The organism is Minwuia sp., assembly GCF_048263705.1.
Classification (GTDB): domain Bacteria; phylum Pseudomonadota; class Alphaproteobacteria; order Minwuiales; family Minwuiaceae; genus Minwuia.
The window spans coordinates 166,198-183,354 of record NZ_JBLXDV010000001.1 but is presented as its reverse complement, the minus strand read 5'-3'; the positions used below and the strand labels follow the sequence as shown (position 1 = coordinate 183,354).

The 17,157-nt window shown below is 64.4% G+C and carries 16 protein-coding genes; 5 read left to right on the top strand and 11 right to left on the bottom strand.

Going from position 1 to position 17,157, the window contains the following annotated elements:
* Positions 1 to 97 precede the first annotated feature (97 nt).
* On the top strand, positions 98 to 1,039 hold the full coding sequence (locus ACN0X7_RS00825) for a calcium/sodium antiporter (RefSeq protein ID WP_417513103.1): 942 nt from the start codon (positions 98 to 100) through the stop codon (positions 1,037 to 1,039).
* Between the two features lie 5 nt (positions 1,040 to 1,044).
* Here the strand turns inward: ACN0X7_RS00825 and ACN0X7_RS00820 are convergent, their stop codons facing one another.
* The 3 genes from ACN0X7_RS00820 to ACN0X7_RS00810 form a co-directional block, all read right to left on the bottom strand.
* Positions 1,045 to 1,722, bottom strand: coding sequence for a nitroreductase (locus ACN0X7_RS00820; RefSeq protein WP_417513101.1), 678 nt, complete (start codon positions 1,720 to 1,722; stop codon positions 1,045 to 1,047).
* Between the two features lie 61 nt (positions 1,723 to 1,783).
* The gene (locus tag ACN0X7_RS00815; RefSeq protein WP_417513099.1) at positions 1,784 to 3,265 is read right to left on the bottom strand and encodes a flavin-containing monooxygenase; all 1,482 of its coding nucleotides are present in this window, start codon (positions 3,263 to 3,265) and stop codon (positions 1,784 to 1,786) included.
* 27 nt (positions 3,266 to 3,292) lie between these two features.
* Positions 3,293 to 4,096, bottom strand: coding sequence for a crotonase/enoyl-CoA hydratase family protein (locus ACN0X7_RS00810; RefSeq protein ID WP_417513097.1), 804 nt, complete (start codon positions 4,094 to 4,096; stop codon positions 3,293 to 3,295).
* A 117-nt stretch (positions 4,097 to 4,213) separates the two neighbouring features.
* On the opposite strand from ACN0X7_RS00810, the gene ACN0X7_RS00805 reads away from it, so the two are divergent.
* A complete protein-coding gene (locus tag ACN0X7_RS00805) occupies positions 4,214 to 5,005 on the top strand; it encodes a hydroxyacylglutathione hydrolase (RefSeq protein WP_417513095.1) in 792 nt (263 codons plus the stop codon).
* 348 nt (positions 5,006 to 5,353) lie between these two features.
* The gene (locus ACN0X7_RS00800; protein ID WP_417513093.1) at positions 5,354 to 6,763 is read left to right on the top strand and encodes a PilZ domain-containing protein; all 1,410 of its coding nucleotides are present in this window, start codon (positions 5,354 to 5,356) and stop codon (positions 6,761 to 6,763) included.
* 12 nt (positions 6,764 to 6,775) lie between these two features.
* On the opposite strand, the gene ACN0X7_RS00795 is transcribed toward ACN0X7_RS00800, so the two are convergent.
* The 8 genes from ACN0X7_RS00795 to ACN0X7_RS00760 all read right to left on the bottom strand — a co-directional run bounded on the left by ACN0X7_RS00795 (position 6,776) and on the right by ACN0X7_RS00760 (position 14,914).
* A complete protein-coding gene (locus tag ACN0X7_RS00795) occupies positions 6,776 to 8,251 on the bottom strand; it encodes a sensor histidine kinase (RefSeq protein WP_417513091.1) in 1,476 nt (491 codons plus the stop codon).
* A 282-nt stretch (positions 8,252 to 8,533) separates the two neighbouring features.
* Complete coding sequence (gene cobM, locus ACN0X7_RS00790; protein ID WP_417513089.1) at positions 8,534 to 9,301, bottom strand: precorrin-4 C(11)-methyltransferase; 768 nt, start codon at positions 9,299 to 9,301, stop codon at positions 8,534 to 8,536.
* Positions 9,298 to 11,085 (bottom strand): precorrin-3B C(17)-methyltransferase, encoded by a 1,788-nt coding sequence (gene cobJ / locus ACN0X7_RS00785; RefSeq protein ID WP_417513087.1) that lies wholly within the window; start codon positions 11,083 to 11,085, stop codon positions 9,298 to 9,300. Before cobJ ends, cobM begins: the two co-directional genes overlap by 4 nt.
* Before the next feature lie 3 nt (positions 11,086 to 11,088).
* Positions 11,089 to 11,778, bottom strand: coding sequence for a precorrin-2 C(20)-methyltransferase (gene cobI / locus ACN0X7_RS00780; RefSeq protein WP_417513085.1), 690 nt, complete (start codon positions 11,776 to 11,778; stop codon positions 11,089 to 11,091).
* On the bottom strand, positions 11,775 to 12,977 hold the full coding sequence (gene cbiE, locus ACN0X7_RS00775; protein ID WP_417513083.1) for a precorrin-6y C5,15-methyltransferase (decarboxylating) subunit CbiE: 1,203 nt from the start codon (positions 12,975 to 12,977) through the stop codon (positions 11,775 to 11,777). Before cbiE ends, cobI begins: the two co-directional genes overlap by 4 nt.
* Complete coding sequence (locus ACN0X7_RS00770; protein WP_417513081.1) at positions 12,974 to 13,618, bottom strand: precorrin-8X methylmutase; 645 nt, start codon at positions 13,616 to 13,618, stop codon at positions 12,974 to 12,976. The genes cbiE and ACN0X7_RS00770 overlap by 4 nt, the downstream gene beginning before the upstream one ends.
* Before the next feature lie 7 nt (positions 13,619 to 13,625).
* Positions 13,626 to 14,630 carry a sirohydrochlorin chelatase gene (locus tag ACN0X7_RS00765; protein ID WP_417513703.1) on the bottom strand — a complete coding sequence of 335 codons (1,005 nt, stop codon included), beginning with the start codon at positions 14,628 to 14,630 and terminating at the stop codon, positions 13,626 to 13,628.
* A gap of 26 nt (positions 14,631 to 14,656) precedes the next feature.
* On the bottom strand, positions 14,657 to 14,914 hold the full coding sequence (locus ACN0X7_RS00760; protein ID WP_417513079.1) for a DUF6732 family protein: 258 nt from the start codon (positions 14,912 to 14,914) through the stop codon (positions 14,657 to 14,659).
* Between the two features lie 260 nt (positions 14,915 to 15,174).
* Between ACN0X7_RS00760 and cobD the strand changes: the two genes are divergently transcribed.
* Together cobD and cbiB are read left to right on the top strand one after the other, a co-directional pair.
* Entirely contained in the window at positions 15,175 to 16,167 is a 993-nt protein-coding gene (gene cobD / locus ACN0X7_RS00755) for a threonine-phosphate decarboxylase CobD (protein ID WP_417513077.1), read from the top strand.
* Positions 16,167 to 17,105 carry an adenosylcobinamide-phosphate synthase CbiB gene (gene cbiB / locus ACN0X7_RS00750; RefSeq protein WP_417513075.1) on the top strand — a complete coding sequence of 313 codons (939 nt, stop codon included), beginning with the start codon at positions 16,167 to 16,169 and terminating at the stop codon, positions 17,103 to 17,105. The genes cobD and cbiB overlap by 1 nt, the downstream gene beginning before the upstream one ends.
* Positions 17,106 to 17,157 lie beyond the last annotated feature (52 nt).

Sequence of the window (17,157 nt, the reverse complement as noted above, 5' to 3'; positions counted from 1 at the left end):
CCAATGCTCCCCAACAGCGTCAGACATAAGCCTAGATTGGAATGCGAATGGATGGAAAGATCGATTTGGTTGTCACTGGCATGACGAAAGCACAGACATGGCCGATGTATGGCTGCCTCTCATAGGCGGGCTGGTACTGTTGTTCGCCGGTGGCGATCTGCTGGTGCGCGGCTCCGTGCTCGCGGCCACAAGGCTGGGCATTTCTCCGCTGGTGATCGGTTTGACCCTCGTGGGGTTCGGCACATCGACTCCGGAGCTTGTCACATCGGTGCAGGCAGCGCTGGCGGGTGCGCCGGGCATCGCCTACGGCAATATTGTTGGTTCTAACATCGCGAACATTTTGCTGATCGGCGGCGTCGCGGCTCTTCTTTGCCCCATCGTGGTCAGCACAAACGCACTGAGACGCGACGGTGCCGTGATGACTTTTGCCATCGTCGTCTTTGCAGCGCTGGCCGCAACGGTCATCCTAGGGCGGATCGTCGGAGGGTGCTTCCTGGCGACTCTCGCGATCTATCTCATCTGGACTTTCCGACAGGAACGCAGGCGCGGGGCAACCGAAGGCGATGCACCTGAGCCCGCTTCCCCGTCCCGGACGTCTCTGCCCGCCGCCTTGGGGATCGCAGCTGCGGGTCTGGTGCTCGTCATCTTTGGCGGAAGGTTCCTGGTGGACGGCGCGGTCGCGCTGGCACTCGGCTTTGGTATCTCCGAAACCGTTATTGGCCTGACAATCGTCGCGGTCGGCACCTCGATGCCTGAACTGGTCACGTCCGTAGTCGCAGGTTTCCGCCGTCAGAGCGAAATGGCATTCGGCAACATCGTGGGGTCGAACATCTACAACGTTCTGGGTATCGGCGGCGTCACGGCCCTGGTTGCGCCGACACGAGTACCCGCCGAAATCGTAAGCTTCGACAATCTTGTCATGATCGGCGTGTGCATTCTTTTCATGCTGTTTTCCTACACCGGACTGAGGATGGCCAGATGGGAAGGTGCGGCCCTGCTGACCGGATATTGCCTCTACGTGTTTGCGATCTGGCCCTGAAACGATCAGTCGTCGAAACCGACGTATCGGACGAAGCTGTCGTTCGGTTCGCGGTGGGACTTCACCGCGTTGGCCGAGAAGCTGTCATCCGGGTAGCCCATGGCGATGGCGGTCATGATGACCTGCGTTTCCGGGATTCCGGCGACTTCCCGCACGATGTCGGATCGCATGATGCCCTGCCCGTTCACGACCGTGCCGAGCCCGCGATCCCAGGCCGCCAGAACGATACCGTAACACAGCGCGCCGAGATCGAAGTGCACGACGGCACCCGGGTCAAGCTCGCGATCATAGGCCAGAACCAGCGACACGGGCGCGTCGAACTGCCGGAACCCGCGCAGCACCCAGTCCTGCCGCCGTTCCTTGTCGTCACGCTCGATACCCATGGCAGCGAAGAGCTGCTTGGCGATCTCGACCTGACGGAAGCGATGGACGCCTTCGTAGGCACCGTGAGAGACGATGTCCCGCTTCACTTCCGCACCGGCGGCCATGCCTTCCATGTTCCGGCGGCGGACTTCATCCAGCGGCGCGCCCGTCAGCACATGCACATGCCAGGGCTGCGTATTCATGGAAGACGGTGCCCCCTTGGCGACCGAGATGATCTCGTCAATCACCGCCCGCGGCACGGGGTCCTTCCTGTATCCACGCACGCTGCGCCGCGTGTTCACCAGTTGCTCGAATTCCATGTCCCATCCCCGTCAGTGCGAAATCGACCCGCTGATTGCCACATCGGGCGGCGGCTGTCGATCAGGTGGCGCGCGACCCGGCCATGCCCCGGAAGATCAGATCGTCCCGTTTCAGACGACTCATCTGCCTGCGGAACGCGCGCGCGTTGTAGGGATACAGCGTCTCGATCCGGCCGTCCGCGCGCCGATACCAGCTCTGACAGCCGCTGGCCCAGACGGTCTTCTGCAGTTCCGCCTGAATGCGGTCGTTGTAGGCGCGTTGCGCCGCTTCGCGGACAACCAGCGTGTGGCGATCGCCCGTTGCGCGGATCGCCTTGACGATCCAGCCGACCGTCTGCTCGATCATGAACACGACCGATGTCGTCCCGACGCCGGTGTTCGGTCCCGTCGTCATGAAATAGTTCGGATAACCCGCGATCATCACCCCCTGATAGGCCTCGGCCAGATCCGCCCAGTCCTGCGACAGCCTGCGGCCCTCCTCTCCCGTGATCGCGATGGATCGCATGTGCGCGCCCAGATCGAAGCCCGTCGCGTAGACCAGAACGTCCGCCGCATGCAGGGTGTGGTCGTCGGTCACGACCCCCTCGGGTTGAATATGGCTGATCGGTGCTGTCACCAGGTCAACGTCGTCCCGGCGCAGCGTTTCATAGAAGTCGTCCGAGATCAGGATGCGCTTGCAGCCCATCTCGTAGTCGGGTGTCAGGGCCCGTTCGCGAACCGGATCATCGATGGATCTTGCGATATGCCGCTTGATCGCCCGGGCCAGCCATGAACGGATGACCGGGCGCCTGATGATCGGGAAAAGGGTCAGTTCCAACCGCATGAAGATCAGCCAGCGGTGCAGTTGCATCAGCCACGGATGACGCCGGTACCGGGCCTGGCGGGATGTGTCGTAGGCATGATCGCCACGCGGCGCGATATAGTTGGGCGTGCGCTGGAAGACGGTGACCCGGCCGGCGACCTTCGCCAGCTCGGGGACGGCCTGAACGGCACTCGCCGCGCTGCCGATGACGGCGACCTTCGCACCGGAAAGATCGAAGCTCTCGTCCCACAGGGCGGTGTGCATGGCCTTGCCTGCAAAGCTGTCCATGCCCTCGATGCGCGGCCAGGACGGTTCATGCAGACCGCCCGACCCGTTGATGACGAAGCGCGCATCCATCGTGTCGCCATCATCGAAACGCGCGGTCCACCGGCCATCGTCCGCGCGCCAGTCCAGCGCGACCAGCTTGCGGGCGAACCGCATCCGGTCGCGCAGGCCATAGGTGTCCACACACCGTTCGATGTAGCGCCGGATCTCGGGCTGGGCCGAATAGAGCCGCGTCCAGTCCGGGTTGGGTTCGAACGAGAAGGAATAGAGATGCGAGGGAATATCGCACGCCGCGCCCGGATAGCGGTTGTGCCACCAGGTCCCACCGATGCCATCCGCCTTCTCGACGATCAGCCAGTCCCGGACACCGGCCTCGTCCAGCCGGATTCCCGCGCACACCCCGGAGAAACCCGCGCCGATGACGAGGACCTCGACGCGCTGCTGCCCGTCCGTCAAAGTGGCGATCCCGGCACAGCGGCGACCTCAGCCGGCGTCGCGGAATACCGGTGCGCGGTCCTGCATCCAGGCCTTCACCGCCTCGACCTGGTTGGGGCTGCCGATCAGGGCCTCCTGCTCGACGGATTCAGCCATCAGGATGGCTGCCTCGTCCGCGTCCTCGACCAGATTCAGCAGCCGCTTGGCACCCCGGATGGCATCCGGATTCTTGCCCGCGATCTCGCGCGCCATGTCCATGGCTGCAGCATGGGGATCCGCTTCGACCCGCGTCGCCAGCCCCAGATCGACAGCCTCCTGACCGGTGACCTGGCGGCCTGTGTAGGTGAGTTCCCGCGCGACATCGTCCCGCAGGACCGAGCGCATGATGGCAAGCCCCGCCATGTCGGGCACCAGTCCCCACTTGATCTCCAGCACCGACATGCGCGCGTCCGGCGCAATCAGCCGAATGTCTCCGCCCAGCGCGATCTGGCAGCCGCCACCGAACGCAACGCCGGTGATGGCCACGATCACCGGCACCGGCAGTTGCCGCCATGTCCAGACGGCCTGCTGCGCGCGGTTGGCAATGCCGTGGGTGCGCGTGGTCAGCCGGCCCGGTGCCGTGCTGTCGCCGTCCCCCATCTTCCTGAAACTGCCGAAATCCAGCCCGGCACAGAACGCGCGGCCCTCGCCCGAAAGAACGACGGCGCGGACACTCTTGTCGTCGGCCAGCGTCGCGCCGGCCTCGACCAGCGCATCGAACATGGCGGGGTCGATCGCGTTCATCTTGTCGGGCCGGTTCAGCCGGACATCTGCCACGCCGTCAGTGATGCTTATGGAAATCCTGTCGCTCATGCTTGTCTCTCCCTGAATGCCGACCACGTTATATCAGGAAAGAAACCCGCTGACAGGCGGCCCGCGCCATGCTGGACTGGCGCGCTACAAACAAGCACACGGAATGGAGAACACCTGATGATCGTCGAGCAGATCTGGACCGGAAACGCCTATCGCAATTTCAACTATCTCATCGTGTGCCCCGAGAATGGCGAGGCGATGGCCGTCGATCCGCTGGACCACGAGAAATGCCTGGGCCGGGCCAAGGACAAGGGCTGGGACATCACCCAGGTGCTGAACACGCACGAGCATGGCGACCATACCGGCGGCAATGCACAGGTGATCGAGGCGACCGGTGCCAGGCTGCTGGCGCACGCCAACGCGAAGGACAAGATCCGGGGCATCGACGTCGGACTGCAGGCCGGTGACGTCATCAAGGTCGGCAAGACGGTCGAACTGGAAGCCATGGACACGCCGGGACACACCATGTGCCACATCTGCCTGAAGAGCCACACGGATCAGCCCGCGCTGTTCAGCGGCGACACCCTGTTCAATGCGGGCGCCGGAAACTGCCACAACGGCGGCCACCCGGCAGAGCTGTACGAGACATTCGTGGAGCAGCTGGAAACATTGCCCGACGACACGCTGCTCTATCCCGGCCACGACTACATCATCAACAATCTGGAGTTCACGCTGGACCGTGAACCGGACAACGAGAAGGCGCGCAAGCTGCTGGCCGAAATCAAGGATCAGGATCCGTCCAAGGCCATGCTGACCACCATCGGGCAGGAGCGCGAGGTGAACACGTTCTTCCGGCTCCGCAGCCCCAGTGTGATCGCGGCCCTGCGCGAGAAATTCCCCGATCTGCCGAAGGATCCGACGCCGCGCGACGTGTTTCTGAAGCTGCGAGAGCTTCGGAACAGCTGGTGAGAAAAAATTTTCACCGCAACCGTCGAGTGCAATTGATACGCCAGCTACAGCTACTACGACTTTGATTTAGCTTACAATTCGGTAACCTGATGCTACGGATTTGTGGGATCGGGTTACCGGTGTGCGCCTGTCTGTCAGGCGAAATGCGGCTTTTGGCCCCCCGCCGTTAACCATCTTATCCTTAACATAAGGTATATTTTTTACGTAAACGCGAATCTGATTGTGCGTTCAGATTTTCGCGTGGTCAGTAAAAGTGATCGGTCGATAGGGTCGATTTTGGTTTGTGCTCATACCTCGGGGGGTCCGATGGAGCATTATGAAAACCTGTCCGGAGCGACAGGAAAAGAAGTGTTTTTTCGTGCGACGCGCCATGCGGCGAATGACTTGTTTGCGTCAGGGCTGATCTCTGCCCATGTCAATGAGAAACATCTGCAACTCAACGATATCTCGATCTCCGGCATCTCGCTGGTGGACAGCAAGACACCGGAGATCTGGGATGCCTGCATCGGCGATATCGTGGAACTCCGGCTGTCGTTGCCTGACGGCGTGATCTTCCGCGCCGATGCGGAGATCGTCAGAACCGAGATGTTCCCGGGCAGTTGCAAGATCGGCCTGAGCTTCGTGAACGCCAGCCCCGATCTGTCCCTGCTCGCGGCACAAGATGAAGAAGCCCGACTGATCTCCAGCCTGGAGAGCGAGCCCGCGCTGGGGCCGGATCTGGTACCCGCAGCCTACAAGGCCGTCTGTGCGGATGTGCTGCATCTGCTGAACTGGCAGCGCGAACTGATCGAGGCGTTTGAAAAGCGGGTCGCCGGGCAGGATGCCAGCGGCGAAACCATCGAAACCGCCTATCAGGCGGTCGAGGAGCGCGTGCTCGCGCGCTGGCGTGTGCTGTGGCAGCGCGGCGAGGACCTGGTCCGCGACATGTCGCAGGACTCGCCCGAGTTCCAGGCGACCAAGCAATACACCGAGCAGGTGATCACGCCGGCCTTCATGGCAGGGCCGGTCTGGAACCGCAGCTATCTGAAGCCGCGCGGTTATCCCGGCGACTATGCGATCATGAAGATGGTCTATGCCTGGGCCCGCGAGGGCGAGAGCCTGGCCGACCGGCTGGTCCACAGGATCGGTCTGGAAGTTGCCGAATGCATCGCGACGCGCATGATTCTGGTGCAGCAGGCGATCGCAGCCGCCATCGAGAAGTTCGGCATCGACGGCACCGCCCAGATCGCCAGCCTGGGCTGCGGTCCCGCGAAGGAAATCGAGAACGTGATGAGTGCGACGCGCCTGAGCGGCAAGGTGCACTTCACCCTGATCGACCAGGATCTGGAAGCGCTGGAAGACACCTATGGCCGCCTGATGCCAATGGCAGCACAGACGGCCGGACAGGCCGACATCAGCGTCCTGCGCGAGACCTTCGTCGAGATCGTGCGCGGTGGCGTGGCCGAAGGTCAGCTGGAAGGGCAGCACCTGATCTACACGGTCGGTCTGGTGGACTATCTGCGCGATACGATGGCCCGCGGACTGGTGACGAAGCTCTACAACCAGCTTGCACCGGGCGGGACGCTGATCATCGGCAACATGGCGGCTTCCGACCTCAGCAACTACTGGCCGATGGAATTCATCACCGACTGGCGGGTGCTGTACCGCGAACGCGAGGACATGACCCGGATGGCCGCCAACTGCGACGGCGCCGAGATCGAGGTGCGCAAGGAAAGCACCGGCCGCGTCTGGATGCTGTACGTCCGCAAACCCGGCTGAGCCGGGTACGGATCAGGAGACTTCGCGCAGGTTCACCGGACGGGCGGCATCGAATTCCGAGAAGCCGTTCGTCCGGTCCGGCGGCAGTTCGATGGTGACCTGCGTGCCTTCGCCCAGCTTGCTCCAGAGCTTCACCTGGCCGCCGTGAAGTTCGACGATGCGGCGCACCAGAGGCAGGCCGAGGCCGGTCCCGCCCTGATTGCGGGCAAACGCGCTCTGCACCTGCGCGAAGGGTTCGAAGACGCGTTCCTGGTCTTCGGGCGCGATGCCGATGCCGGTGTCCGTGATCGAGATGCGCGAGGCACCGCCCTGCTCATGCCAGACGCGAACCCGGACCTCGCCGGCCGATGGCGTGAACTTGATCGCATTCGACAGCAGATTGACCAGCACCTGCTGCATCAGACGCCTGTCAACGCGGATGATCGGGGTCCATTCCGTGCGATCGACCGACATCCGGACGCCCTTCGACGCGGCAAGCTGGTGACAGATCCGGATGGATCGATTGACCAGTTCAAGCGCGTTGATATCGACCTCCGCCAGTTCGAACGAACTGGAGCCGGTCTTCGAGAATTCCAGAATGTCGTTGATGATCGAAAGCAGATGCCGGGCGCTCTCGTGGATGTCGTCCGCGTAGGTCTCGTACTTGGGCGACCCCAACGGGCCGTAGAGCCCGGTCTTGAGGACTTCGGAGAAGCCGAGAATGGCGTTCAGGGGGGTGCGTAATTCATGACTCATGATGGCCAGAAACTCCGTTTTGGCGTGGTTGGCGCTCACCGCCTCGTTCTTCAGTTCGATCGCGATATCGGACGCGTGCTCAAGCGCGAGGTAGCGTGAGAACTTCTGGCGCCAGCCAAGCTCCAGCGCGTAGGTGGCAAACAGGCTGACGCCCAGCGACATGATCAGAAAAAACAGATTGCTGACCAACGCCCACTGCGGCAGCGGATTGACGAAGGTGACTACAAGGCAATAGGCGATGACCAGGGTGGAAGAGACCCCGATGGCGACGAAAAGCCGGCAGTGGATCAGGATCGACGCATAGATGATGACCATGATCAGGCCGGCGTAATAGACGTTGCTGGCCGGCGGATCGGTGATCGCAATCATCGCGACGATGCCCAGGCCACAGTTCAGCATGGCGATCGACAGGATAAGCTGTGAAATGCGCCGGTAGACCGGGTGGAAGGTCAGGGCGCAGGCCAGCAGCAGGGTGCCGCAGCCGAGCACGAGCCGGATGGTCAGCACCGCCTCCAGATTGCGCTCGATCAGATAGGCGTCCAGCACGCCGAAAAAGCCGTAGAGCAGCGCACCACAGAAAAGCGCAAGCCGTACGAAAGGCAACACGCGCGCGATATGCTCCCGCCGGTATCGGCGCTCGATCTCCGGGTCGGCAAACCGCAGAAGGAAAAGGTTCAGCGCAACGGGTTCCACATCGCCGACAGCCTCCCTGTCGCCGCCCCTTCCGGCCCTCGATTTCCATATTCCGGACATGGATACTGTGAACTTCTTCGCGCCCTGCTTCGAAACCAATTCTTCATCTGTTTGAGTGAATTTTATCTTAACAACAGGCGCTAATCGACTGTTTTATATTGATTTGCCGGTTGATGAAGATTGAACATCATAGCGGTCGGGACATTACCTGAATACCCGACAGTGCCGGAACGGACACAGACCGGCACGACACACCTCATATTGACGAATTCCGGTCAGCGGCCCCAATATCGTCCGCTTCAGAAGGTAATCGACGCCGTCAGCCTGCCAGAGAAATACAATTCAGACCTTCTTCCCGGCATGGCGGAGGACGTGCGCGTGGCTGCTGTCATACAGTGCTGAGTCGCGGAAACCACCCGCAGAGAGTGCAGGACCGACGAGAATGAGCGCCGTACGGGTAATCTTGGCGTCACGCGCCTTCTGTCTGATGTCCGACAGGGTCCCGTGCAGGAAGGCTTCATCCGGCCAGCCGACGCGATAGGCGATGATCGCCGGGCAGTCGGCACCGTAGAGCGGTATCAGCTTCGCCTCGATCTCGCGCAGATTGCGGACCGACAGGTGAATGGCCAGCGTCGCACCGGTCTTCCCGATGGTCTCCAGATCCTCGCCCTCGGGCATGGCGGAAGCCTTCATCGACGTGCGCGTGAGGATGACGGTCTGCGCGACCTCCGGCACCGTCAGTTCCTTGCCCAGCGCCGCTGCGGCTGCGGCAAAGGCCGGCACACCCGGTGTGATGTCCCAGTCGATGCCCAGATCGTCCAGCCTGCGGATCTGCTCGGCGATGGCACCATAGAGCGACGGGTCGCCCGAATGGACCCGCGCGACATCCTCGCCGCGCGCATTGGCAGCCACCATCTCGGCGATGATCTCGTCCAGCGCCAGCGGTGCCGTATCCACGATGCGGGCATCGTCCGAGGCGGCCTCGATGATCGCCGGCGGCACCAGTGAACCCGCATAGAGGCAGGTCCGGCAGGACTGGATCAGCTTCAGACCCTTGACGGTGATCAGGTCGGGATCGCCCGGCCCCGCACCGATGAAATGCACTGTCATTTCGGAAACTCCTTGGCTGCATAGCCGCGCGGGGTGAAGACCCGCGTCCGACCGGCAGACTGATAGGTTCGTGTGGCCGTTGAACCGACCATCACGGTCGTCAGCATGTCGACATCGTCGATGTCCAGATCGCCCAGGGTCGTGACGCGCACGTTCTCTTTCGGACGTCCCAGATCGGTGGCCAGAACGACCGGCGTCCCCGGCGGGCGATGGTCCAGCAGGATTTCACGCGCTGCCGCGAGTTGCGTTCGCCGCCGCTTCGAAACCGGATTGTAGAACGCGATGACGAAATCGCCCTCTGCCGCCGCCCGGACACGCCGCTCGATCGCTGCCCAGGGTGTCAGCAGGTCGGACAGCGAGATGGCACAGAAGTCATGTCCCAACGGCGCTCCGGACCGGGCGGCCGCCGCCTGCAGCGCGGAGACGCCGGGCGTGACAGTCACCGCCACGCGGCGGGCAGCCGCCGACACTTTCGCGTCGGCCACCAGTTCCTCGACCAGCGCCGCCATCGCATAGATACCCGCGTCGCCCGACGAGATCAGCGCCACGGTGCGCCCCTCCCCCGCACGTTCGAGCGCATAGGCGCAGCGCTCGGTCTCCTGCCCCAGGGGGAACGTCGTCCGCCGGGCTTCCGGCACCAGACTCGCCACCAGATCAAGATAGAGATCGTAGCCGACGACTTCATCCGCATGCGCAATCAGGCGTCCGGCCTCGGGGGTGCGCCAGTCGGCCTTGCCGGGGCCGATACCCACGACATGGACGGCACCCCGCGCGCGTCCGATCACAGAAGGATCGAGAACCTCCGGCGCCCGCGCGATGGCGACCGTCGCATTGGCCGACTTCCGCTTTTCAACCATCAGCGTGCTGGCTGATCCGGCGCCGGCCAGCGCTGCGCCCTCGGCCACGCCGTGACAGCCGACCTCGGCAAAGACCACGTCGGACGGGTTGGCCAGCCGCGACGTCATGGCCTCCAGCGCGGCGGCGTCGAACAGCCGGAAGGGCACATCCAGCGCCTCGGCCAGCTCCAGCATCGCGCGCTCGTCCGCCTTCAGATCGATGGAGGCAATGCAGGCGACGGCACCCTCGGCGATGCCGTGTTCCACAAGCGTGGATCGCACCAGCGTCGACAGCTCATCGGACGGGCAGCCACGGGCCGAGCCGACACCGATGACATGCCGCTGCGGATGATAGACCAGCGTATCCTTGTCGGCAGTTGCAGGACGATCCGTCCCCATCAGGCACAGGTCCGCCCGCGCCGATGCACGACGGTGGAGATCGAAAGGCAGATCACCTTCGACACGGAACGCCGCACCGCCGACGATCCGCGCCATGACATCCCTGGCATGTCCGGGATTGGCCAGCCGCCATCCGGTGGGCGGCACATCCAGCGCAGCGCCGTGGATCACATCGCCCGCCGTGGTGATGGCGGCATGCCCGCCGGTGATGGTGGCGATCTGCAGCGCCAGTTCGTTGGCCCCGCGATGACCGCCCAGCAGGGGCACCACGCTCTCCCCGCCGTTGCTCAGGGCGATGACCGGCGGTTCCAGATGCTTGTCGTCCGGCAGGTCATCCAGCGCACGAATCAGGATACCTGCCGCGCAGATGCCGACGATCGGCCTTCCGGCGAGAAACAGGTCGGCGAGATGGGCACCGACGCGATCGAAAGCGTGATCCAGACCCTCGACCCGCCCTGCCAGACCGTGCGTCTCGGCCCCCAGCGTGGGGGCGATTGAACTGGCCAGGGCCGCGCCGCGCGCATCCAGTGCGATGATGACGGGTTTCATGCCCTACCCTCTCCAGGCCAGAATGATTGCGAAATAGGGCAGCCGATCGGCAGAAACACCGTCCAGTCGCGTGACGGTCTGCGCAGCTGCCGAAGCTTCCTCGACGACCACGGCATCCTTCGCCATTCCCGCCTTTTCCAGCGCATTCCGGACCTTGGGCAGATGTGACCCTGTCTTCAGGACGGCAGCGCATTCGCATGCGCCAAGCCGCGCGGTCAGTTCCGCTTCCGGCAAGGTGCCCGGCAGCAGGCTGACGCTTTCGGTGCGACGGACGAGCGGCACGACCGCCGCCGCCGATGCCGCCACAAATGAGGGAATACCCGGCACAACCTCCGACGAGAAGTCCGGACGCAACCGTTCCAGCAGGTAGATGAAGGAGCCATAGAGCAGTGGATCACCCTCGCACAGCACCGCGACCGTCTGCCCGTCCCGCGCGCGGCACGCGATGTCCGCGGCGGCCCGGTCATAGGCCGCGCGACCGGCTTCCGGATTGCTGCGCATCGGCATCTCGATGGCAACGCGATCCGTACCAATAGCGATGATGTCCTGTGCCGTGGCCAGCGCGCGTGAAGGCTTGCCATCCGCAGAAAGATAGAAAACCGCATCCGCCCCGGCGATGACCCGGACGGCCCTGCGCGTCATCAGATCCGGATCGCCCGGACCGACACCGACCCCGATGATGCGGCCGGTCATCGTCGGATCGCCGCCCATTGCATCACCGGCATGGCGGGCCGCCAGCCGTGCAGGCTGCCCACCGGAGACGCGCGATCGATCCCGATGCGGTTCAGATCGCCGCCCAGCCGTGCATGCGCCGCCATCAGTTCGGCCTGCCCTTCCAGCGTGACTGCGTTCGCCACCAGCCGTCCACCGGGCGGCAAGGCGTCCCAGCAGGACCGGATGACGGCAGGATCGGACACACCGCCGCCGATGAAAATCGCATCGGGGCGCGGCAGGTCCTTCAGCGCGTCGGGCGCGATACCATCCACCTGCTTCAGGTCGGGCACGCCCAGCGCAATGGCGTTCGCCGCCGCCATGGCCCGGCGGTCCGCATCAGGCTCGATGCCGATGGCGCGGGCCTCCGGCGCGCTGCGCATCCATTCGATGCCGACCGAGCCGCAGCCCGATCCGACATCCCACAGCAGGCCGTCGCGCACCGGCATCAGGCGGCTGAGCGTGATCGCGCGCACCTCGCGCTTGGTCATCTTGCCGTCATGGCTGAACAGATCGTCGTCCAGACCCGGCACACGGGGGACAAGCACCAGACCGTCGTCGGCGATGCATTCGATGGCCAAGGTGTTCAGGTCGGGGATCTCAGGCCCCCACGCGCTGGCAACGACGTCCGCGCGTGTCTCGCGCGGCCCGCCGACATGACCGAAGACCCCGATCCGGCTTCGTCCATATCCCGTTTCGACCAGCATCTGCGCGACCCGAGGCGGCGTCTGCGCGTCTCCGGACAGGGCGATGATCTTCAGGCCCGGCGACGGCCAGGCCCGGAAGCGGTCCGCAGGCCGGCCATGCAGCGTGATCGTTTCAACGTCGGGCAGGGACCAGCCCATCCGGGCGGCAACCAGACTGAATGCCGACGGGGCCGGGACGATCAGCGTCTCCTCGATCGGCACGATCTGCAGAAGCTTCGCCGCGACGCCGAAATTCAGCGGATCGCCTGTCGCAAGCACGACGACCCGGCGTCCCCGGAACTCCCCGATGCGTTCCGCCAGATGTTTCAGAGGCCGCGTCCAGGGCAGCTTCTCGGCGGCAGCATCCGCGAACATGGCCAGATGACGTTCGCCGCCAATCAGAACTTCCGCAGTCTCGATCAGATCACTCGCCGAGGCGGTCAGCGCGTCCGCACCTTCCTCGGTGATCCCGATGACGCTCAGCCAGCGCGTCATGGGCGGGCCGCCAGTGTCGACAGCGCATTCACCGCCGCCGATGCCATGGCGCTGCCACCCCTGCGACCCGTCAGTGTGATGAAAGGCACGCCTCGCGGATCGGCGGCGAGTTCAGCCTTCGATTCCGCCGCGCCGACAAAGCCCACGGGAAAGCCCAGGATTGCCGCCGGTCGGGGCCAGCCCGCATCCAGCAGTTCCAGCAGATGGAACAATGCCGTCGGCGCATTGCCTACGGCGACGACAGCACCTTCGATCTGTTCTGCCCAGAGCTCGACCGCCGCGGCGGACCGCGTGTTGGCGATCCCGGCAGCACGCGCCGGCACGCCCGCATCACCGATGGTCGCGATGACGGGATTGCCCGACGGCAGCAGCCGCCGGATCACGCCCGCGCGCACCATTTCACAGTCGCACAGCACGGGCGCACCTGCCCGCAGGGCTGCAACCGCCGACGTGACGAGATCATCGGAACAGGTGATGTCGCTGGCGATCTCCACCATGCCGCAGGCGTGGATCAGCCGGACCGCAACCGCCCGCGCGTCGGCGGGCAGATGCGTCAGGTCCGCTTCGGCCTCGACCGTGGCAAACGACTGCCGGTAGATCGCCGCCGGGTCGCGCTCATATGAAAGACCGCCGGATGTCATATGCGGTTCATGTGTCCTTCTTCATGCTTTTCGGCCCGAGCGGATGATCGGCATGGGGATAGGGATGGTGATGGTGATCGGCATGCGCATGATCATGACCGTGCGCATGGTCGTGATCATGTGCGTGGTCGTGGCTGTGTCCATGATCGTGCCCCGCGCCGGTGCCGATGCCCTCCACGTGATGGTGGTGGCTCTCCTGCGGCAGGCCGACCTCATCCTCGAAGCCCAGGACCTGTGCGCGGTATTTGCACATCTGGCAGTTCATCAGGTTCCGACCGTCCACGATCTCGTGCACCCGATCGACGAACGTGTCGATGACCTGCGGGTGATCGTTGAGATAGCCTGCCTTGATGAACTCGATATCCGGATAACGCGCGGCGACCGCGTCGGTATAGCTGTAGATCCGGTCGATCAGGATGCCCGTGAACAGGAAATACGGAAACACGACGATGCGCCTGTATCCAAGACGGGTGGCGTGTTCCAGCGCCGGTTCCACCAGCGGGAACGTGACGCCCGAATAGGCGACCTCGCACCAGCCGAAACCCATGCCTTCCCAGAGCATGCGCGCGACCTTGGCGACGTTCGAATTCGCATCCGGATCCGACGCACCGCGACCGACGACGACCAGCAGCGTCTCTTCGCGCGGCACGTCCCCGCCCGCTTTTTCCAGCGCTTCGGTCACCCGGTCGCCCGCCGCCTTCAGCATCTTCAGGTCGACCGCCAGTTCACGCCCGTAAACGATCTCCATATCCAGCTGGGCCGCACAGGTGTTCAGGACGGAGGGAATATCATTCTTGGCGTGACCGGCGGCGAACAGCATGCCGGGCACGGCCAGAACCTTCTTCACGCCTTTCGCCTTCAGGGCTTCCAGCCCGTCGCGAATGATCGGCGTGGCGAACTCAAGATAGCCGTAGTCCACCGGCACATCGGGGAAACGCTCCCGCAGGCGCTCGGACAGTTGGCCAAACTCGTCGACCGCCGCCTGGCTGCGGCTGCCGTGGCCGCAGATCATGATGCCGGTGTCCGCCGGAAGTGCGCTCACTGTGCCGTCTCCGGCTCGCCGCCTTCGTCCGGTGCCTCGTCCGGCTGATCCTCTGTCCTGTCGCGCCGTTTGCGCCGTTTGATGACCGCTGCCGCGATCGCCGCCGCGGCGGCAGCCGCTGCAATACCGGCCCAGTGTGAATGTCCCGCCAGTTCGCCAAGATGGCCGCCGTGCGCGAAGGCCTTCGCAGGCAGGACGGATACGGCTGTCAGAATCGCCAGCGTGCGCCCGGCGTTCATGGAGAGTGATGGCATGGCATTTCCCTTCCGGTCATCGGTCTGGTGGCGCACGGAGGGGGATGCGGGTGCATGCGGTCGCATGACACCGGGGCCATCAACGGGTGGTCCGGGCTTGGTCCCCGATTTGGGTCAACCGCAACCGGAATCGTTTCAGCCCCTTCGTCATTCCCTTGGGGCGCCATCCTGAAGTCGTGGGCGGCAACCTATGGCGTCCCTCATCCCGACGCAATCCGAAACACGACCACCGACGTCGGTATTGACCGCAAGGGGCCGCCATGGTGAACAGCAGCATGACCGTGCAGCAACATGGCGGAGACCTGGATCGGGCGGTGGCACAGTTCGGCGGCAGCCGCGCCGACTGGCTCGACCTGTCGACCGGCATCAATCCGATCCCCTATCCGGTTCCCGCAATCAGCCAGGATGCCTGGTCCCGCCTGCCCGAGACATCGGCGATGGCGCGGCTGCTTGAAACCGCCCGCGTCCGCTACGGTTCCGACCCGTCAAACAGTATCGTCGCGGGGCCGGGTGTGCAGGCGTTCATCCAGCTCATGCCGGTTGGGGCTCCGGCACGGTCCGCGGGCGTGCTCGGCCCGACCTACAACGAATATGCCCATCGGTTTGAAGCGTCCGGGCTGGATGTGAGACAGACGGACAGCCTCGAAGGACTTCGCGGACTGGATATCGTCGCAATCGTCAGTCCCAACAATCCCGACGGCCGAATCCACAGGGCCGACGACCTGCTGAAGCTGGCCGACCACGTCGGACTGCTGCTCGTTGACGAGGCGTTCCACGACACACTCGAAAGCGTATCGCTGGGATCGCGCCGCCTGCCTGAAAACGTCATTGTCCTGCGTTCTTTCGGAAAGTTCTTCGGTCTGGCCGGTGTCCGGCTCGGGTTCGCCGTCGCGCATCGCGACACGGGTCTGACGCTGGAACAGGCCCTTGGGCCTTGGGCGGTGTCCGGGCCGGCCATCGAAGTCGGCACGATGGCGCTCGGGGACACGGACTGGATCGAAAGCACATGCCAGCGGCTGAAGGCCGACATGCACCGGTTGCGGCAGCTGCTGACCGGGGTCGGCTTCGAACTGGTGGGCGGAACCGACCTGTTCGTCACGGTGCGCCACCCGGAAGCATCCGCGTGGAAAGACCGACTGGCCGCCGCGCACGTCTGGGTGCGCGATTTCGACTACGCGCCGGACTGGCTCCGCTTTGGCCTGCCGGGGACGCCCGCCAGATGGGCACAGCTTGAAGCGGCGCTGACAGGCTGATGGACATCTCCGCGATATTGCTGCTGCTGGCCATCGCGCTGGCGCTGGATGCAGTGTTCGGCGAACCCGAGTGGCTCTGGTCGCGCATCCCCCATCCCATTGTGCTGGGCGGTCGCGCGATCGGCTGGCTCGACTGGCGGCTCAACCGGCAGACCGACAGCGCACGCCAGCAGAAGATCAACGGGATCGCGGCGGTCGTCCTGATCGTGGCGGGCGGGATCATGCTGGGCCTGCTGATCGAGGCCCTGCCGCTGGCCGATGTTCTTTCGGCCATCACCGCCGCGATCCTTCTGTCGCACAGGTCGCTGGTCCAGCACGTCGAAGGCGTCGCGCTGGGCCTGATGAACGGACCGGACGAGGGACGGCGGGCGGTGGCACGTATCGTCGGCCGCGATCCCGATGTGCTGGATGAACACGGCGTGGCGCGGGCGGCCATCGAGTCAGGGGCCGAGAATTTCGCCGACGGGATCGTCGCACCGGCCTTCTGGTTTGTCCTCGGCGGCCTGCCCGGCCTGATCGCCTACAAGCTGGTCAACACCGCCGACAGCATGATCGGGCATCGCAGCGAGAAGTACCGGCACTTCGGCTGGGCGGCGGCACGGCTGGACGATCTGATGAATCTCGTTCCGGCCCGTCTGACCGCCCTCCTGTTTGCTCTCGCCGACCTGTCGCTGCGCGGGCTGAAGATCGCGGGACGGGACGCAAGGGGGCATCGCTCGCCGAATGCGGGCTGGCCCGAGGCTGCGATGGCGGCGATCCTGGGTCTCGCACTGGCAGGACCGCGCCGCTATGGCAGTGAGCTTGTCGATGACCCCTGGATGCATCCGGAAGGACGAACGGATGCCACGCCGGGCGATATCACCGAAAGCGTCAACCTTCTCTGGCGGGCGTGGGCCGTCATGTTCGGCCTGTCCGTCCTGGGTGCCATCATCCTTTGACCACCCTCCCCCCGGCGATCCGCCAAGAATAGGGCGCTCCCAGTCAACAGAC

Excerpts from the sequence above, each read along its gene's own strand:
- ACN0X7_RS00825 (WP_417513103.1), top strand. The coding sequence starts at position 98 with ATGGCCGATGTATGGCTGCCTCTCATAGGCGGGCTGGTACTGTTGTTC.
- ACN0X7_RS00820 (WP_417513101.1), bottom strand. The coding sequence starts at position 1,722 with ATGGAATTCGAGCAACTGGTGAACACGCGGCGCAGCGTGCGTGGATAC.
- ACN0X7_RS00810 (WP_417513097.1), bottom strand. The coding sequence starts at position 4,096 with ATGAGCGACAGGATTTCCATAAGCATCACTGACGGCGTGGCAGATGTC.
- ACN0X7_RS00805 (WP_417513095.1), top strand. The coding sequence starts at position 4,214 with ATGATCGTCGAGCAGATCTGGACCGGAAACGCCTATCGCAATTTCAAC.
- ACN0X7_RS00795 (WP_417513091.1), bottom strand. The coding sequence starts at position 8,251 with ATGTCCGGAATATGGAAATCGAGGGCCGGAAGGGGCGGCGACAGGGAG.
- cobM (WP_417513089.1), bottom strand. The coding sequence starts at position 9,301 with ATGACAGTGCATTTCATCGGTGCGGGGCCGGGCGATCCCGACCTGATC.
- cobJ (WP_417513087.1), bottom strand. The coding sequence starts at position 11,085 with ATGAAACCCGTCATCATCGCACTGGATGCGCGCGGCGCGGCCCTGGCC.
- cobI (WP_417513085.1), bottom strand. The coding sequence starts at position 11,778 with ATGACCGGCCGCATCATCGGGGTCGGTGTCGGTCCGGGCGATCCGGAT.
- cbiE (WP_417513083.1), bottom strand. The coding sequence starts at position 12,977 with ATGACGCGCTGGCTGAGCGTCATCGGGATCACCGAGGAAGGTGCGGAC.
- ACN0X7_RS00770 (WP_417513081.1), bottom strand. The coding sequence starts at position 13,618 with ATGACATCCGGCGGTCTTTCATATGAGCGCGACCCGGCGGCGATCTAC.
- ACN0X7_RS00765 (WP_417513703.1), bottom strand. The coding sequence starts at position 14,630 with ATGATCTGCGGCCACGGCAGCCGCAGCCAGGCGGCGGTCGACGAGTTT.
- ACN0X7_RS00760 (WP_417513079.1), bottom strand. The coding sequence starts at position 14,914 with ATGCCATCACTCTCCATGAACGCCGGGCGCACGCTGGCGATTCTGACA.
- cobD (WP_417513077.1), top strand. The coding sequence starts at position 15,175 with ATGGTGAACAGCAGCATGACCGTGCAGCAACATGGCGGAGACCTGGAT.
- cbiB (WP_417513075.1), top strand. The coding sequence starts at position 16,167 with ATGGACATCTCCGCGATATTGCTGCTGCTGGCCATCGCGCTGGCGCTG.